Consider the following 16,651-nt stretch of genomic DNA (forward strand, 5'->3'; position numbering starts at 1 on the left):
AAATGAACGCTAAGCTGAACACTTAGCATTCATAGCAAATTCAGAACAGATTTTTTAGCGTGTTAAACAGCGGGCTGTTATTCACGCTTTCCGCTATTACCGCTAAGGCTCGGGTGGCAGGAACCGGCGCCAGCGGCTGTTTCGGTTTACACAGGTCTGCAGGCTGGAAGCGCGGTGTCACCGGTTTTGCCGGCGCCACAGGCGGCCGTGAGCCGCTGTGCAGTGATTCGTTCAGCAGCTGACTGGGACGAACCAGCGTAACGTCGGCTGGCAATGTGGGTAACATCTGCTGCAGCACCCGCACGGTGTTAGGGTGGGGATGACCAATGGCAATGGCGTAACCGTCGCGCTGCGCCAGTTTCACCGCCCGACTGAACTGCTGGCGGATGGCATTAATATCCTGGCTGTCATCCAGAAATACCCGGCGTTTTAATACCCTGACCTGGGTGCCCTGTGCGGCAGGAACAGCCTGACTGTTAGCGATGGTCATGCTATCCAGAAAGTAGAGATTGTAGTGGTTCAGCGCCTGCATCACTTTCTGCATGCCGGGCAGGCTGGAGGTCATCCTGCTGCCCATATGGTTGTTCAGACCTACGGCATAAGGCACGTTGTTAACCGCATTGCGCATGATGCGGGTAACTTCTTCGCTGCTCATCTCCGGCGTTAAGGTATCTTTTTCCAGCGGCTGCTTGCTCAGCGGTGCCATGGGCAGATGGATCAACACTTCGTGACCACTCTGGTGCGCTTTGGTGGCCATTTCACGGGCATGTGGCGCGTTGGGCAAAACCGCCACTGAAATGGCCTGCGGCATCTGCAGGACCTTGTTCTCTTCGGCAGGGCGATAGCCTACGTCATCGATGACAATGGCCAGTTTGCCCGCCTGCGCAGCGTAGCTGAACAGCAGGGCGCTCAACAGAACGGGGATTTTTCGAAGTTGCAGCAAAACCTATTTTCCTAACCACGGGAGTGGATTGACGGCCTGTCCCTGACGTCGGATTTCAAAATAGAGCGACGGGGTACCGCGGCCACCACTGGTGCCCACCAGTGCGATAGGCTGTCCTGCCTTCACCTGCGTACCCACGCTCACCAGCGCACTTTGGTTGTAGCCATACAGGCTCATATCGCCTTTACCATGTTCCAGCACGACCACCAGGCCGTAGCCCTGTAACCAGTCGGCCATCAGCACGCGGCCATCGGCGATAGCTTTCACCTCGGTACCTTCGCGCGCATCAATCACCAGTCCTTTCCAGCGCAGTTCACCCTGCAGCTGTTCACCAAAGCGATGTTCAATGCGTCCGCGTACCGGCCACAAGGCCTGCCCGCCGGCGCGACCGAGTCCACCGGTGCGCGCCACCAGTTCGCGTTCGCTCTGAGTCGGCTGATAGCTGGAGCCTTTGGCTTTCGCCTGCGCCTGACGCTGACGCACTTTTTCCGCCTCACGCGCTTCACGGGCGGCGCGCTCGCGCGCCTCGCGTTCCGCACGGGCGATCTTATTCTGCAGACGGCTTTCGTTCTGACGCATCTCGACCAGATCGGCCTGATCTTTTTCCAGCGCGCTTTCCAGTGTCGTCAGGGTTTTTTTCCGCGCTTCGCTCGCCTGTTGCAGCTTCTGCTGCTGGCCCTGCTGCTGCGCTAATAAGCCTTTCTGCTGCTGTTGCTTCTGCTCCAGCGTGGCGCGTTGCTGAGCCAAATCCTGACGCGTCTGTTGCAGCGATTCGATACTTTTCTGGCGCGCCGCATTCAGATAGCCGAAATAGGCCAGAATACGCTCGCTGCGCTGACTCTCTTCACCGCCCATCAACAGCTGTACACCGTTGTGCTTACCCTGACGAAACGCCGCATCAAGCTGCTCTGAAAGCAGGTTTTCCTGTTGGGTTTGCTGTTTTTCAAGGCGGGCGATGGAGGTGGCAAGCTGTTTGATTTCGTCATTCAGGGCGTTGAGGCTATTGCGGGTGTCACGCAACTGACGGCTCGCCTGAGCGATGATTTTTTCCTGGCTCTGCAACTGATCCAGTAATTTGCTGCGCTGCAACTTTTGCGCTTTAACGCTTTTCTCTTTTTCAGCGATGTTTTGCTGAATAGATTGCAGCTGAGATTTGCTGTCTTCTGCACTAACGGCGGCGGCAGGCAATAACAGTGCCCCCGCACAAAGCAGGCTAAGGGAGAGGCTGGACAAGTGTGTGAACAACGGCAGGTTATCGCCGTTGGGACGGGTCCTTGTGTGCGAAACGGTTGTTTTTCCCTTCATAGGCCAATGATTATTCCACGATGAACCGCCGCTTACCAGTGCTCCCCACTGGCATTTGCTTTTCCAGTTATGTCCACTTTCACAATGACATGGATTAAGCCTTACGCCATTTTTGCTATTCAGCCACTTTTTTTGGAAAATGAAGCACAAATCGATACTCTGGCCGCATAGCATCTGTACATGCGAAGTGGCGCAGGTATACTCAGAACCCTTGTTTTAGCTTATTAGCCCGGTCTGGAGTCGTTACCCCTCATGCAAGAAATTATGCAGTTTGCAAGCAATCACCCCATCCTGAGTCTGGCATGGGTCGTTTTACTCGTTCTGGTGATTGTGACTACCGTTAAAGGAATGTTCTCTAAGGTAAAAACGATCAGCCGCGGTGAAGCAACCCGCCTGATTAATAAAGAGGACGCGGTAGTTGTAGACGTGCGTTCGCGCGACGATTTCCGCAGAGGCCATATTTCAGGTGCGCTGAATGTCGCAGCCGCTGAGATTAAAAAAGGCAACATCGACGAACTGGCAAAGCATAAAGCGCAGCCCATAATTGTGGTGTGTGCAACCGGACAAAGCGCGGGTGATTCTGCTGCGCATCTCAGCGCGGCCGGCTTTGAGCGGGTTTCAGTGCTGAAAGATGGTATCAGTGGCTGGAGCGGCGAAAATCTGCCGTTAGTTCGCGGCAAATAATCTTACAGAGGTGCTGATCATGGCAAATGTTGAAGTGTATACCAAGGCGACCTGTCCTTACTGCCATCGGGCGAAGGCGCTGTTAACGCAAAAAGGCGTATCGTTTCAGGAGATCCCCATTGATGGAGACATGGCGAAACGCGAAGAGATGATCAAGCGTAGCGGCCGCACCACCGTGCCTCAGATTTTTATTGATGCGCAGCACATTGGTGGCTGCGACGACTTATTCGCACTCGATAATCGCGAAGGTTTAGATCCCTTACTGCAGGCGTAATTTTACGCCGGACAATCTCATACATAGGATTTGGTCACATGTCAGAACATAACACTAACGAAATGCAATTCCAGATTCAGCGCGTATTCACCAAAGACATCTCTTTTGAAGCGCCAAATGCACCACAGGTTTTCCAGAAAGAGTGGGAACCGGACGTTAAACTGGATCTGGACACTGCATCTTCTCAGCTGGCTGACGAAGTTTACGAAGTGGTACTTCGTGTGACTGTAACCGCCACCGTGGGCGAAGAGACCGCTTTCCTGTGTGAAGTTCAGCAGGCCGGTATTTTCACCATCAGCGGTATCGAAGGAACGCAGATGGCACATTGCCTGGGCGCATACTGCCCGAACATCCTGTTCCCGTACGCACGCGAATGCATTACCAGCCTGGTATCACGTGGTACCTTCCCGCAGCTGAACCTGGCACCGGTTAACTTTGATGCGCTGTTCATGAACTACCTGCAGCAGCAGCAAGGTGAAGAAGGTGCTGAACCACATCAGGATGCCTGATGACAACTCACGCTTCGATTAGCGTCATCGGTGCCGGTTCATACGGCACCGCTTTGGCGATTACGCTGGCCCGTAACGGCCATCCGGTGCTGTTGTGGGGACATAACCCGGCGCATCTGGCGCAGCTTCAGAGTGACCGTTGCAACACCGCTTTCCTGCCTGATGTCCCGTTCCCCGACCATCTTTCTCTTGAACCTGATCTGACTAAAGCTATTGCTGCCAGCCGCGATTTATTGATCGTGGTGCCGAGTCATGTGTTTGGCGAGGTGCTGCAGCAGATCAAGCCTCATCTGCGATCCGACTCGCGTATTGTCTGGGCGACCAAAGGGCTGGAAAAAGAGACCGGACGCCTGCTGCAGGATGTGGCGCGGGAAATTGTCGGCGATGCTATTCCGCTGGCCGTGATCTCCGGACCGACCTTTGCGAAAGAGCTGGCTGCCGGATTACCGACGGCTATCGCGCTGGCCGCAACGGATGCGCAGTTTGCTGACGACCTGCAGCAGAAGCTGCACTGCGGTAAGAGCTTCCGCGTTTATAACAACCCTGACTTCATCGGCGTACAGCTGGGCGGCGCGGTAAAAAACGTAATTGCTATCGGTGCCGGGATCTCTGACGGGATTGGTTTTGGCGCGAATGCACGTACCGCACTGATCACCCGTGGTCTGGCTGAAATGAGCCGGCTGGGTGCCGCGCTGGGTGCCGATCCCACCACCTTTATGGGGATGGCGGGTCTGGGCGATCTGGTGCTGACCTGTACCGATAATCAGTCGCGTAACCGTCGTTTTGGCATGATGCTGGGCCAGGGTGAGGATGTAGATAGCGCGCAACGCATTATCGGACAAGTTGTAGAAGGCTACAGAAACACCAAAGAAGTCAAAGCATTGGCAGCCCGTTTTGGTGTGGAAATGCCGATCACCGAGCAGATTTATCAGGTGCTGTATTGCGAAAAGCCGGCGAGAGATGCAGCATTGAGTCTGCTGGGACGAACAAGGAAGGACGAAAACAGCACTGGCTAACGCAGGACGCGTAGCATCATCACCTGCAGCGCCCATTCAGGCGCTTTTTTTATCGGGAGAAAACAGCAATGTCGTCTGATGAGTTAGAACTGGTCTGGAATAATATCAAAGCAGAAGCGCGCGCCCTGGCTGATTGTGAGCCGATGCTGGCCAGCTTCTTCCACGCGACATTGCTCAAGCATGAAAATCTCGGTAGCGCACTGAGTTATATGCTGGCCAACAAGCTGGCTAACCCGATTATGCCCGCCATCGCCATTCGTGAAATCGTTGAAGAAGCCTACCGTGAAGATCCGTCGATGATTATGTCAGCGGCGTACGATATTCAGGCGGTGCGCCAGCGTGACCCGGCAGTCGATAAATACTCCACGCCGCTGCTCTACCTCAAAGGTTTTCACGCCTTACAGGCCTACCGCATTGGTCACTGGCTGTGGAATGAAGGCCGGCGCGCGCTGGCGGTTTATCTGCAGAATGAAATCTCCGTCTCCTTTGCCGTCGATATTCATCCCGCCGCCAACATCGGCCACGGCATCATGCTCGACCATGCCACAGGCATTGTGATTGGTGAAACCGCCGTGGTTGAGAATGATGTCTCGATCCTGCAATCGGTTACGCTGGGCGGAACCGGCAAAACCAGCGGCGATCGTCACCCGAAAATCCGTGAAGGGGTGATGATTGGTGCCGGTGCGAAAGTCCTGGGCAATATTGAAGTTGGCAAGGGAGCCAAAATCGGTGCCGGTTCCGTGGTGTTACAGCCCGTGCCGCCGCACACCACTGCAGCAGGCGTACCCGCGCGAATCGTTGGTAAGCCAGGCAGTGAAAAGCCGTCGATGGATATGGATCAGCACTTTAATGGCAGCCTGGCGGGTTTTCAGTTTGGCGACGGCATCTAGTCTTTAATCAGCGCGCCCGCGAAATCAAGCTGGCGCCAGGCTTCATAGACCACCACCGATACGGCGTTCGACAAATTCATACTGCGGCTTTCCGCTTTCATCGGGATACGGATTTTCTGCTGAGCCGGTAGCGCCGCTAAGATCTCAGCCGGAAGTCCACGGCTCTCCGGGCCAAACAGCAGATAATCGCCAGCCTGGTACGCTACGGCACTGTGTGCGGGCGTACCTTTGGTCGTCAGCGCAAACAGACGCTCAGGCGACTCTGAGGCGATAAACGCCTGATAGTCGGCGTGGAATTTAATGGCAGTAAATTCGTGGTAATCCAGCCCGGCGCGGCGTAAACGCTTGTCATCCCAGGCAAAACCAAGCGGCTGAATCAGATGAAGCTGAAAGCCAGTATTGGCACACAGGCGGATGATATTGCCGGTATTCGGCGGAATTTCTGGTTCAAACAAGACAATGTTAAGCATAAGGCCCCCGATGACAGGGGCCGAAGCATAACAAATTATTGGCGAGCGGAGGAGTAGAGCGGCAACCAGAGGGTCAGACGCAGGCCGCCCAATGGGCTGTCATCCGCTTTAACCCAGCCGCGATGTTGCTGCACTGCCGTTTCAACAATCGCCAGGCCAAGACCGGTGCCGCCTGATTCGCGATCGCGTGCTTCATCGGTACGGTAGAAAGGCCGGAAAATCTGTTCACGATCTTCCGGACTCACGCCAGGACCATCGTCATCAACGTGTACCGTGATGCCGGAAATATCGACGGAGAAGCTGACGCTGATATGGGTGTGTGAATAGCGCAGCGCATTGCGTACGATATTTTCCAGCGCACTCTCCAGCGCATGGGGATTACCATAAAGCGGCCACGGGCCAGGCGGATAGGGAATATCCATCTTCTTGCCCATCTGCTCCGCTTCGAAGCGGGCATCTTCCAGCACCCCATTCCACAACTGATTCGCCTTCATCGCTTCGCTGACCAGCGCATTTTTATGCTGGGTGCGCGACAGTACCAGCAGATCGTTAATCATGCCATCAAGACGCTGTGCTTCCATCTCAATGCGGCCCAGCTCTTTGCCTTCACCCTGGCGCCGACGCAGCAGCGCGGTAGCCAGTTGCAGACGGGTGAGCGGGGTACGAAGTTCATGGCTGATATCTGATAACAGACGTTGCTGACCGGTCATCATCCGCTCCAGCGCACTGACCATCTGGTTAAAGCTGGAACCCGCCGCCAGAAACTCCTGTGGGCCCGATTCCAGTTCCGGATGCTGACGCAGGTTTCCGCTTGCGACTTCGTCGGCAGCATATTTCAGCTTACGTGCCGGACGTGCCAGGCTCCAGGCGAGCCAGAGCAGTAGCGGGGAGCTGATGAGCATGGTGACGATAAGCAGTAACAGGGGACGGTCAAACAGCAGATTCACGAAATCGAGCTGGGAACTGTTGGCGGGACGAATCATGTAAAGCTGGTAGTTATCTTCGCCATCCCGAACGGCGAAAGGTCCTACCAGCTCAACACGACCATATTTCTTCTTTTGCGGATGATCGGCATTGTCAGACTGGCCGATAAAATTGCGGATAACCTGCATTTCGTTATGTTGCGCGCCGATCACCCGACCTTCACTTGTCACTAACAGCAGCCGCTGACCCGGCGGTGCCCACTTTTCCACTGCCCGAAACAGACGACGCCACCACATCAGATCGTTAGGGGGATCCTGTGACAGCTCTGCTTCGACGTGTTGCTCAATCATGATTCCCTGCCGCTGTTCACTCTCCAGCAGCGAGGTCATCTGTCGTGAATCGAGCTTGGGCACCATTAGCACCAGCATCAACACCAGCGCCAGCGTCAACCAGAAGATGGCGAAGATACGGGTGGTCAGACTTCCAATCATGATGCCGAAACCATCAGATAGCCGCGGCCACGTAAAGTTTTGAACCAGGGATGACCGTCACGGCGTTCAGGCAGCTTGCGACGCAGATTGGAGATATGCATATCAATAGCGCGGTCAAAAGGCGTCAGGCGTTTTCCCAGCACTTCCTGACTCAGGTGCTCACGCGACACCACCTGGCCCAGATGCTGCGCCAGCAGATAGAGCAGGGTGAACTCCGTGCCGGTCAAATCCAGCGTCACATCATCAAAACTGGCCTCCTGACGGCCGGGATTGAGACGCAGGCAGTCCACTTCCAGCGTAGGCGAGCTATTGTCGTGTTGCTGCTGCTGTTCACTCCAGTTTGAGCGCCGCAGAATAGCGCGGATACGCGCCACCAGTTCACGATCGTTAAACGGTTTAGGCAGATAGTCATCTGCGCCCAGTTCGAGGCCCAGTACGCGATCCAGCTCGCTGCCGCGCGCCGTTAGCATGATGACGGGGGTTTGATGTTGCTGACGCAGTTCTTTCAGGGTGTCGATACCGTTTTTCTTCGGCATCATGACATCCAGTAAAAGCAGATCAATTGAGTTATCGAGCAGGTTCAGCGCTTGTTCACCATCGCTGGCTACCACCACTTCAAACCCTTCCATTTCTAACAGTTCTTTTAAAAGCGAAGTTAATTCGCGATCGTCATCTACCAACAGGATTTTATTCATTTTTGTAGCCCTCCGCAGGCAAAATACCGTGTTCCTGGCGCACCTATCCATCGCTTTACGTAGTTTTACACCCCCTGACGGATGTTTGCAGCTGTCGCCGTACACTGGCTCTCGTTGAATCGCAAAACGGAACGAACTGGAGTACACGATGCGCAAATTAACCGCCGTCGTCCTTGCCTCAGCGATGGCTCTGAGTGTCGCCAGCGCAGGTGCTAAAGATGCGACGACGATTGACGAGATGCATCATGGCGGATTGCCGACAGGCAGTATGACGCAAAATCCGCAAAGCCACATGTTCGATGGCATCGAACTGACTGAAGAGCAACGTCAGCAGATGCGAGACCTGATGCAACAGGCCCGACATGAGCGCCCGGTCGTCCATATTGACGATATCGCAGCACTACATGAGTTAGTGACTGCAGACCAGTTTAACGAAGCGGCCATCCGCGAGAAGGCGGAAGTGATCGCCAGAGTTCAGGTTGAACAGCAGGTCGAGATGGCGCGCGTACAGAATCAAATGTTCCAGCTGCTAACGCCAGCCCAGCAGTCGGCGTTACAGCAGAATTACCAGCGGCGACTTAATGAGCTGCGACAGTTTTCGAATTTGCAGTCAGCGTCATCGCTGCAGGCAGTGAGTAGTACCAGCAGTAACCAGTAACATAGTATCCCTGTTTTCCTTGCCATAGACACATCCCTGTCTTCCCCCGCCATGATGGTGGGGGTTTTTTTTATCTTTTTTTCACTTTTTTTATTTTGACTGGAATCATCACCACGCAATAAAACCCCTGTTTGATTAGCGCTTGTTGAGCTTTTATGGGTAAGTCTCACCGATTCCTTACTATTCAGGTCATGACTTAAATTTAAGCGTACCGGTAAGGGTTTTACCGCCTGTTAAATATTATAACTCACTGAAAGTGAATGAATTACAGACAGACATAGAAAACTTTAATTATATTTTTCAATGAGATAAATCCCCCGCGTTACGCTTGCCGGTTCAGGCGCACCCTCTACACTTAATCCTGTCACTGCAGGGAAGTTAAGTGTCTTTGCGAAGTCTCAGGGAGCAGCAACCACATTATGTAGTCCTGAATGAATCTATTAACGGAGTAAGTTATGGCAGAGCATCGTGGTGGTTCAGGTAATTTCGCAGATAATCCGCAAAAAGCGTCTGAAGCCGGTAAGAAAGGCGGCCAGAGTAGCGGCGGCGGAAATTTCAAAAACGATCGTGAAAAAGCATCAGAAGCCGGGAAAAAAGGCGGCAAAAAGTAGTCGCCGGCCCTTTCTCAGCCCGGACCTGGGCCTGAATGTGGCCTGGTACTGATGTGTATGACACTTTGCCCCGACCTCCCACAGAGGCCGGGGCTTGTTTTTTGTACCTGTCGCGCCTTCCCAAAAAAGCCTGATCCGTTGATCGACCCGCTAAGCAGTGCCCGCCTCCCGATGTTAAACTTGAGCCATTCATTCATTTTGGTGCGCATCATCACTGATGCCGCACAGGGAACCTGGCATGCAACCCTCTTATGGCCGACTGGTAAAGCGTGCTGCGCTCGGCGCGACCATTCTTGCGTCTGTGCTGTTGCTCGTGAAAATTTTTGCCTGGTGGTACACCGGTTCGGTGAGTTTACTGGCTTCTCTGGTGGATTCACTGGTGGATATCGCCGCCTCGCTGACCAATCTGCTGGTGGTGCGTTATGCACTGCAGCCTGCTGACGAAGATCATACTTTCGGGCACGGCAAAGCGGAGTCGCTGGCAGCGCTGGCGCAAAGTATGTTTATTTCCGGGTCGGCGCTGTTTCTGTTTCTGACCGGCCTGCAGCATCTGGCGACGCCCAATGAGTTGCGGGCGCCCGGCGTCGGTATTGTAGTGACCGTGGTGGCGCTGAGCTCAACGCTGGTGCTGGTGGCCTTTCAGCGCTGGGTGGTTCGTAAAACCCGCAGCCAGGCGATCCGGGCTGACATGCTGCACTATCAGTCCGACGTCATCATGAATGGCGCTATTTTGGTTGCGCTGGTGCTGAGCAGCTATGGCTTTACCCGGGCGGATGCCCTGTTTGCGCTGGGCATTGGTATTTTTATTCTCTACAGCGCACTGCGTATGGGCTACGAGGCAGTTCAGTCATTGCTGGATCGCGCGTTACCGGAAGAGGAACGGCAGCAAATCCTGACGCTTGCGACAAACTGGCCGCAGGTGCAGGGCGTTCACGATCTGCGAACCCGTCAGTCCGGGCCGACCAAATTTATTCAGCTGCATCTGGAACTGGAAGATCAGTTGCCACTGGTGCAGGCGCATCGGGTAGCCGATCAGGTTGAGAAGGCGTTACGCAAAGAATTTCCCGGGTCAGACGTAATTATCCATCAGGATCCCTGTTCTGTGGTACCGTTCGAGAGAGAGGATTCTTTAGGTTTTTAACTTAAATGAATCAAATCGATACGGCAGGGATGACGTAACGCTAACATTGCTGCAAAAAATAGTGAAAAGTTGTCTGACCTGAATCAATTCAGCAGCAAGCCTTTGATATACTATCTGCCATCACGTGTCGCGCGAGTCGTAAAATGAGCTTCAGCAGCGATCGACAGGCAGGATTAACCCTTAGTTTTGAACAATCCAGAGGTTGTCATGATCAAAAAAATTGGTGTATTAACCAGCGGCGGTGACGCCCCAGGCATGAACGCAGCTATTCGTGGCGTGGTGCGTTCCGCGCTGAGTGAAGGACTGGAAGTTTTTGGGATCTATGACGGTTACCTGGGATTGTACGAAGATCGCATGATCAATCTTGATCGCTACAGCGTTTCCGACATGATTAACCGCGGCGGCACTTTCCTGGGCTCAGCACGCTTCCCTGAATTCCGTAATGAAGATGTGCGTCAGGTTGCCATTGAGAACATGAAAAAGCGCGGCATTGATGCGCTGGTTGTTATTGGTGGTGACGGTTCCTACATGGGGGCTAAGCGCCTGACTGAAATGGGCTTCCCGTGCATTGGTCTGCCAGGCACCATCGATAACGACGTTGCCGGAACGGATTACACTATCGGTTATTTCACTGCACTGGAAACCGTGGTTGAAGCGATTGACCGCCTGCGTGATACCTCTTCATCGCATCAGCGTATTTCGATTGTGGAAGTGATGGGTCGCTACTGTGGCGATCTGACACTGGCGGCCGCCATTGCGGGTGGCTGTGAGTTCATCGTACTGCCTGAGTTCCCGTATACTCGTGAAGAGCTGGTAGCGGAAATCAAAGCGGGCATCGCCAAAGGTAAAAAGCACGCTATCGTGGCGATTACCGAGCACATCTGCGATATCGACGATCTGGCGCGTTTCATCGAAACAGAAACCAAGCGTGAAACCCGTTCTACCGTTCTGGGCCACATTCAGCGTGGCGGTGCACCTTGTGCGTATGACCGTATTCTGGCCTCACGCATGGGTGCCTACTCCATTGAACTGCTGATGCAGGGTTATGGCGGCCGTTGCGTCGGTATTCAGAACGAGAAGATGGTGCATCACGACATCGTCGACGCCATTGAAAATATGAAGCGTCCGTTCAAACGCGACTGGCTCGACACCGCGAAAAAACTCTATTAATTCCTCTGCGGGGTGTGCGACCTGGTGCGCCCCGGCATCCCGCCTCTATATTCCCCATGGTTATAACAGCTTATTTTTAATTCTTTTAGCTCTGTATTGGTTTATGTCACGCTTAGCTCATAACGACATTGGGAGAGTGCGTAATGAACAAGTGGAGTATCGGCGTTACCCTGTTGCTGGCCTCAACCAGCGTTCTGGCGAAAGACATTCAGCTGTTAAACGTTTCCTACGATCCAACGCGAGAGCTGTACGAACAGTACAATAAAGCGTTCAGTGCGCACTACAAACAGGAAACCGGCGATAATGTCGTGGTCCGTCAGTCGCATGGCGGTTCCGGTAAGCAGGCGACCTCCGTGATTAACGGCATTCGGGCGGATGTGGTCACACTGGCGTTGCAATCGGATGTTGATGCCATTGCAGAACGCGGTCGTATTGATAAAAACTGGATTCAGCGTCTGCCGGACAACTCTGCGCCCTACACCTCGACCATTGTCTTCCTGGTTCGTAAAGATAATCCTAAAGGCATCCATGACTGGAGCGACCTGACGAAGCCAGGCGTATCTGTTATTACCCCTAACCCGAAAACGTCCGGCGGCGCACGCTGGAACTATCTGGCGGCCTGGGGCTGGGCGCTGGATCATAACAACGGCGATCAGGCTAAAGCGCTGGCTTACGTCAGAGCGCTGTTTAAAAACGTTGAAGTGCAGGATTCCGGCGCACGCGGCGCAACCAACACCTTCGTTGAGCGCGGGATTGGTGATGTGCTGATCGCCTGGGAAAACGAAGCCTATCTGGCGGTTAACAAGCTGGGCAAAGACAAGTTCGAGATTGTCACTCCGAGCGAATCGATTCTGGCGGAACCGACCGTGTCGGTGGTCGATAAAGTGGTAGAAGAAAAGGGGACGCGTAAAGTCGCCGACGCTTATCTGAAATACCTCTACTCGCCAGAAGGCCAGACTATCGCTGCACAGAACTACTACCGTCCGCGTGATGCTGAAGTCGCGAAGAAATTCGCCAGCACCTTTGCGCCAGTGAAGCTGTTTACCATTCAGGACAAGTTTGGTGGCTGGACACAGGCTCAGAAAGCCCACTTCGCCGATGGCGGCAGCTATGACCAGGTCATGAAACCGTAATGCGCTGCGGTCAGCGCATCCCTGCGCTGACCGCTTATCCTCCACAACCACGCCTTTTCTCCTTCTCCGCCCAGCCGCTGGGTTATCTGCCAGAATTCCCCGTGACATTTTTTTCTCGCCAGGCGAGGATGCAGGCTGCTAAGCCATTCAGGAAGCGTTGTTATGCCGACACATCGTCGTGCAACCCGCCTGGTTGCGGTTCTGCTGGTACTGGTCATTGCGGGGATGCTGGCTGCCGCACTGCATTTCAAAAAGAACAGTGATGCGTTGTGGCAGATCGTCAGCGAGAAATGTCTGCCTCACCAGCAGAGTGGTGGAGAACCTGCGCCCTGTCAGCGCGTCGATCAGCGGCATCGCTATGCCATGCTGAAAGATATGCACGGGCCGTTGCAGTATCTGCTGATCCCGCTCGACAGGATCACCGGCATCGAAAGCCCGCGGTTACTGCAATCCGCTACGCCCAACTACTTTGCCCTTGCATGGGATGAGCGGACTCTGCTTGCGCAGCGACGCGGCTCACCTATTGATGATCGGGTTCTGTCACTGGCTATCAATTCACAGTATGGCCGCACGCAGAATCAGCTCCATATTCATATCTCCTGCCTGCGACCCGATGTGCGTCAGCAGCTTGATCAGCTGACGCCGCAGCTTAGCGGGCGGTGGCAGAGCATCACGCTGCGTAAGCACCGCTACTGGCTGCGTGCATTGACCCCGGACGAGCTGACCCGGCAGAGTGCGTTTATCCGACTGGCCAATGAGCGGCCAGAGGCGCGCAGCGAGATGGGGAAATATGGGCTGGCACTGGCTGAATTAAGTGATGGACGACTGGTGCTGATGGCGATAGAGCGAAACTGGCTGCTGCTGAACAGCGGTTCGGCGGAGGAGGTACAGGATCACGCCTGTCAGCTGATAGCGCCCATAAAAAAGGCGGCTTAAGCCGCCTTTAATCGGTACGTTTACTGCTTAGGCGCTTTTTGCAGCCGCTGCAGCTTTAACGATCACAGCGAAAGCGTCCGCTTTCAGTGAGGCACCGCCAACCAGCGCGCCATCGATGTCAGGCTGGGTGAAAAGCTCAGCCGCATTTTTATCGTTAACTGAGCCGCCGTACTGAATGATGACCTGTTCTGCGATAGCCGCATCTTTCTTCGCGATATGGTCACGAATGAATTTGTGAACGGCCTGAGCCTGAGCAGGGGTGGCAGATTTGCCGGTACCGATGGCCCAGACTGGCTCATACGCGATGACCGCATCTTTAAACGCTTCGGCGCCCTGAGTTTCCAGAACGGCATCCAGCTGACGAGCGCAGACTTCTTCGGTTTTACCCGCTTCGTTTTCCGCTTCGGTTTCACCAATGCACAGCACCGGTACCAGGCCCACTGACTTCAGCACCGCGTATTTCTTCGCGATGAATTCGTCGCTCTCTTTGTGGTAAGTGCGGCGCTCTGAGTGACCGATAATGATATATTTCGCGCCGATATCTTTCAGCATCTCTGCGGAAACTTCACCGGTAAACGCACCAGACAGGTTAACGTCTACGTTCTGCGCACCCAGTGCGATGTGGCTACCGGAGATGGCGTGTTTTGCCTGCTCGAGATAGAGAGCTGGCGGTGCAATGGCGACGCCACAACCCTCAACTCCAGACAGTTCCTTGCGCAGACCGGCGATCAGTTCAGCTGTGATCTGCTTGCTGCCATTCAACTTCCAGTTACCCATAACCAGTGGATGTCGCATTCTATCCTCCGCATAAAGCGATACATGAAAAATCGCTGCCAGCTGGCAGCGTTGTCTGCCAGACAGTATAGAGATCAAATGTAGCGATGGCTTTGCTTTTCGTCATTTTCGGCCTCATCATCAGGGGCTGGCGAGCGCCAGTTTGACCGGCTCAACGGCGAAGGTCAGCCCCTTGTCGCCGTTGTCAGCCACCACAAAACGCAACGCGCCCTCGACCTGCGCAAAGTAGGGTAAATCCTTACCTTGCTTCAGCAAACCCTCCAGCTTTTTACGTCCCTCATCGGCGCTCAGTCCCGGTACAAAGAAGCGCAACATGGCGGTCATGTAGGCCAGCGCTTTTTGCTGTGAGGCGTTCTGATCCGGACCTGGCAACGGTAGCCAGGTAATCTGCAGCGTCTTAATTTTGCCGGTACCGGGCTCCAGCGCGGTAGACGCATAGAGGGTCTCGTTGATTTTGCTGGCGGCGCGCGTCAGGGTGCTTTTGTCGCCCCGATTATCAATGGCGCGATATTCCGGCAGCATCAGCGCCCCGTTGGCCTGATTATACTTTTCGCGGAACTGGCCGATAGTCATATCAAAGGTGGGGGCGCCCGCCAGCAGATAGGGGGCGGTGGGCAACGCATCGGTCCGTTCCTGCGGTGGCGGATCGGCGGCAAAGACCGGAACCGTCAGCGCAAACGATAACAGCAGTGCGCCAGGCAAATTCTTCATTTTGTCGATCCTAACCCGTAAACTCAGGCGCAAATTAAAACGGTTTTTATCCGCGAGGTCAAAACCGCAGCGGTTCTCTTCTCTCTGGATGATAATGCATGACGTTACAACAATGGTGTTTTTCCTGGCGCGGCCGGCTGGGACGACGTGATTTCTGGATCTGGCAGGCGGTCTGGTTGCTGACAACAACCCTGTTATTCGCGTTAGCGGCTAACGACTGGCTTGATACTCAGATGGCGGCCTTTGGCGTGGTCTGCCTGCTGTGGCCCGCCAGCGCGGTTATCGTTAAACGGTTGCACGATCGTAATCGCCGTGGCTACTGGGGATTTCTGGTGATTGTTGCCTGGCTGCTGGTGGCAGGGAACTGGAGCATGCTGGACGGCATACTGCCCTGGCTGTTGGGTCGCGCCATTCCGTTTGTGTTACTGGCTGGCCTGCTGCTCGATCTCGGTCTCTTTCGCGGTACCCCCGGCGCTAACCGGTTTGGTACCGCGACTCAGCCGGTGAGATACCGGCAAACGGCTCACCAGTAATGTTCGCTGGTGATATGGCCCGGCTTACGCTTCAGGTGCTTGCGCATCTCGCGCGTCTCTTTCAGTAATTGCTGGGTATCACGCACCATCTGCGGGTTGCCGCACAGCATCACATGGCTGCTGTCGGCATCCAGGCTTAACCCGGTGGCGCGCTCCAGCTCACCGTTTTCGATCAACGCCGGGACCCGGCCAGTCAGCGAACCGGCGATCTCTTCGCGACTCACCACCGTCTGGATGTGCAGCTTGCCTTGATAATGTTGTTGCAGCTGCTGCATCAGCGGCAAAAAGCTCAGGTCGGCCGCATAGCGGGCAGCATGGACCAGCACGATGTTTTCAAAGCGATCCAGCCCTTCGCCCTGCTGTAGCATCGACAGGTAGGGGCCAATAGCGGTGCCGGTTGCCAGCATCCATAAGGTTTTGCACTCAGGGACCTCATCCAGCACAAAGAATCCTGCCGCTTCTTTAGTGACCATCACCTGATCGCCAGGCCGAAGTGCCTGCAGATGCGGACTCAGTTTGCCCTCTGGCACGGTGACCAGGTAAAACTCCAGCAGATCATCTTTCGGCGCATTGACGTAAGAGTAAGCGCGCTGTACCCGCTCACCGTCGATTTCCAGTGCCAGCTTGGCAAATTGCCCGGCGATAAAGGGATCGATGGGCGCTTTTACCCGGAGACTGAACAGCGCATCCGTCCAGTTTTTCACTTCCTTTACTTCAGCATTGACCCACTCAGCCATAATCACTCCCTGGTTGTTGATTATT

The 16,651-nt window shown here is 54.5% G+C and carries 20 protein-coding genes; 12 read left to right on the forward strand and 8 right to left on the reverse strand.

The genetic code is table 11. From position 1 onward, the window contains the following. Positions 1-40: 40 nt before the first annotated feature. Together OK409_RS14690 and envC are read right to left on the reverse strand one after the other, a co-directional pair. Positions 41-943: a divergent polysaccharide deacetylase family protein gene (locus tag OK409_RS14690; RefSeq protein WP_045139508.1), complete on the reverse strand. Its 903-nt coding sequence runs from the start codon at positions 941-943 to the stop codon at positions 41-43. A 3-nt stretch (positions 944-946) separates the two neighbouring features. Continuing rightward, positions 947-2,248 (reverse strand): murein hydrolase activator EnvC, encoded by a 1,302-nt coding sequence (envC, locus tag OK409_RS14695; protein WP_264367182.1) that lies wholly within the window; start codon positions 2,246-2,248, stop codon positions 947-949. A gap of 252 nt (positions 2,249-2,500) precedes the next feature. On the opposite strand from envC, the gene OK409_RS14700 reads away from it, so the two are divergent. The 5 genes from OK409_RS14700 (at position 2,501) to cysE (ending at position 5,621) form a co-directional block, all read left to right on the forward strand. Next, on the forward strand, positions 2,501-2,932 hold the full coding sequence (locus tag OK409_RS14700) for a rhodanese-like domain-containing protein (RefSeq protein ID WP_010258234.1): 432 nt from the start codon (positions 2,501-2,503) through the stop codon (positions 2,930-2,932). A 19-nt stretch (positions 2,933-2,951) separates the two neighbouring features. Further along, complete coding sequence (gene grxC / locus OK409_RS14705; RefSeq protein WP_010258231.1) at positions 2,952-3,206, forward strand: glutaredoxin 3; 255 nt, start codon at positions 2,952-2,954, stop codon at positions 3,204-3,206. 38 nt (positions 3,207-3,244) lie between these two features. Then, entirely contained in the window at positions 3,245-3,715 is a 471-nt protein-coding gene (gene secB, locus OK409_RS14710) for a protein-export chaperone SecB (RefSeq protein ID WP_010258229.1), read from the forward strand. Beyond that, entirely contained in the window at positions 3,715-4,731 is a 1,017-nt protein-coding gene (gene gpsA / locus OK409_RS14715) for an NAD(P)H-dependent glycerol-3-phosphate dehydrogenase (RefSeq protein WP_181451952.1), read from the forward strand. Before secB ends, gpsA begins: the two co-directional genes overlap by 1 nt. A 68-nt stretch (positions 4,732-4,799) precedes the next feature. Beyond that, on the forward strand, positions 4,800-5,621 hold the full coding sequence (cysE, locus tag OK409_RS14720) for a serine O-acetyltransferase (RefSeq protein ID WP_010258225.1): 822 nt from the start codon (positions 4,800-4,802) through the stop codon (positions 5,619-5,621). Here cysE and trmL read toward each other — a convergent pair. Genes trmL through cpxR form a run of 3 tightly spaced genes read right to left on the reverse strand, consistent with a single transcriptional unit; the run spans position 5,618 to position 8,201 of the window. After that, positions 5,618-6,091 carry a tRNA (uridine(34)/cytosine(34)/5-carboxymethylaminomethyluridine(34)-2'-O)-methyltransferase TrmL gene (gene trmL / locus OK409_RS14725; protein WP_010672079.1) on the reverse strand — a complete coding sequence of 158 codons (474 nt, stop codon included), beginning with the start codon at positions 6,089-6,091 and terminating at the stop codon, positions 5,618-5,620. The genes cysE and trmL overlap by 4 nt on opposite strands. A 35-nt stretch (positions 6,092-6,126) precedes the next feature. Further along, entirely contained in the window at positions 6,127-7,506 is a 1,380-nt protein-coding gene (cpxA, locus tag OK409_RS14730) for an envelope stress sensor histidine kinase CpxA (protein ID WP_010258221.1), read from the reverse strand. After that, a complete protein-coding gene (gene cpxR / locus OK409_RS14735; protein ID WP_009088062.1) occupies positions 7,503-8,201 on the reverse strand; it encodes an envelope stress response regulator transcription factor CpxR in 699 nt (232 codons plus the stop codon). The genes cpxA and cpxR overlap by 4 nt, the downstream gene beginning before the upstream one ends. 148 nt (positions 8,202-8,349) lie before the next feature. Between cpxR and cpxP the strand changes: the two genes are divergently transcribed. The 6 genes from cpxP to OK409_RS14765 all read left to right on the forward strand — a co-directional run bounded on the left by cpxP (position 8,350) and on the right by OK409_RS14765 (position 13,850). Beyond that, positions 8,350-8,859, forward strand: a complete 510-nt coding sequence (gene cpxP, locus OK409_RS14740) for a cell-envelope stress modulator CpxP (RefSeq protein WP_010258214.1) — start codon at positions 8,350-8,352, stop codon at positions 8,857-8,859. A 455-nt stretch (positions 8,860-9,314) separates the two neighbouring features. After that, complete coding sequence (locus OK409_RS14745) at positions 9,315-9,470, forward strand: general stress protein (RefSeq protein WP_010258211.1); 156 nt, start codon at positions 9,315-9,317, stop codon at positions 9,468-9,470. Positions 9,471-9,708: 238 nt separating this feature from the next. Next, entirely contained in the window at positions 9,709-10,611 is a 903-nt protein-coding gene (gene fieF, locus OK409_RS14750) for a CDF family cation-efflux transporter FieF (protein WP_033786471.1), read from the forward strand. A 207-nt stretch (positions 10,612-10,818) separates the two neighbouring features. Next, a complete protein-coding gene (gene pfkA, locus OK409_RS14755; RefSeq protein WP_003851263.1) occupies positions 10,819-11,781 on the forward strand; it encodes a 6-phosphofructokinase in 963 nt (320 codons plus the stop codon). A 143-nt stretch (positions 11,782-11,924) separates the two neighbouring features. Continuing rightward, a complete protein-coding gene (locus OK409_RS14760; RefSeq protein ID WP_187493092.1) occupies positions 11,925-12,914 on the forward strand; it encodes a sulfate ABC transporter substrate-binding protein in 990 nt (329 codons plus the stop codon). A 162-nt stretch (positions 12,915-13,076) separates the two neighbouring features. After that, positions 13,077-13,850, forward strand: a complete 774-nt coding sequence (locus OK409_RS14765; protein WP_061704410.1) for a CDP-diacylglycerol diphosphatase — start codon at positions 13,077-13,079, stop codon at positions 13,848-13,850. Positions 13,851-13,877: 27 nt separating this feature from the next. On the opposite strand, the gene tpiA is transcribed toward OK409_RS14765, so the two are convergent. Both tpiA and OK409_RS14775 read right to left on the reverse strand, forming a co-directional pair. Then, positions 13,878-14,645, reverse strand: coding sequence for a triose-phosphate isomerase (gene tpiA / locus OK409_RS14770; RefSeq protein WP_010258199.1), 768 nt, complete (start codon positions 14,643-14,645; stop codon positions 13,878-13,880). Positions 14,646-14,765: 120 nt separating this feature from the next. Then, entirely contained in the window at positions 14,766-15,356 is a 591-nt protein-coding gene (locus OK409_RS14775) for a DUF1454 family protein (RefSeq protein WP_033759209.1), read from the reverse strand. Positions 15,357-15,454: 98 nt separating this feature from the next. Here OK409_RS14775 and OK409_RS14780 point away from each other — a divergent pair, with 98 nt between their 5' ends. Continuing rightward, complete coding sequence (locus OK409_RS14780; RefSeq protein WP_010258192.1) at positions 15,455-15,889, forward strand: DUF805 domain-containing protein; 435 nt, start codon at positions 15,455-15,457, stop codon at positions 15,887-15,889. Here OK409_RS14780 and fpr read toward each other — a convergent pair. Next, complete coding sequence (fpr, locus tag OK409_RS14785; RefSeq protein ID WP_010258190.1) at positions 15,880-16,626, reverse strand: ferredoxin--NADP(+) reductase; 747 nt, start codon at positions 16,624-16,626, stop codon at positions 15,880-15,882. The genes OK409_RS14780 and fpr overlap by 10 nt on opposite strands. Between the last annotated feature and the right edge of the window lie 25 nt (positions 16,627-16,651).

Origin of the sequence: Pantoea sp. RG18 (assembly GCF_025910075.1) — a bacterium.
In the GTDB taxonomy this organism is placed as follows: domain Bacteria; phylum Pseudomonadota; class Gammaproteobacteria; order Enterobacterales; family Enterobacteriaceae; genus Pantoea; species Pantoea agglomerans.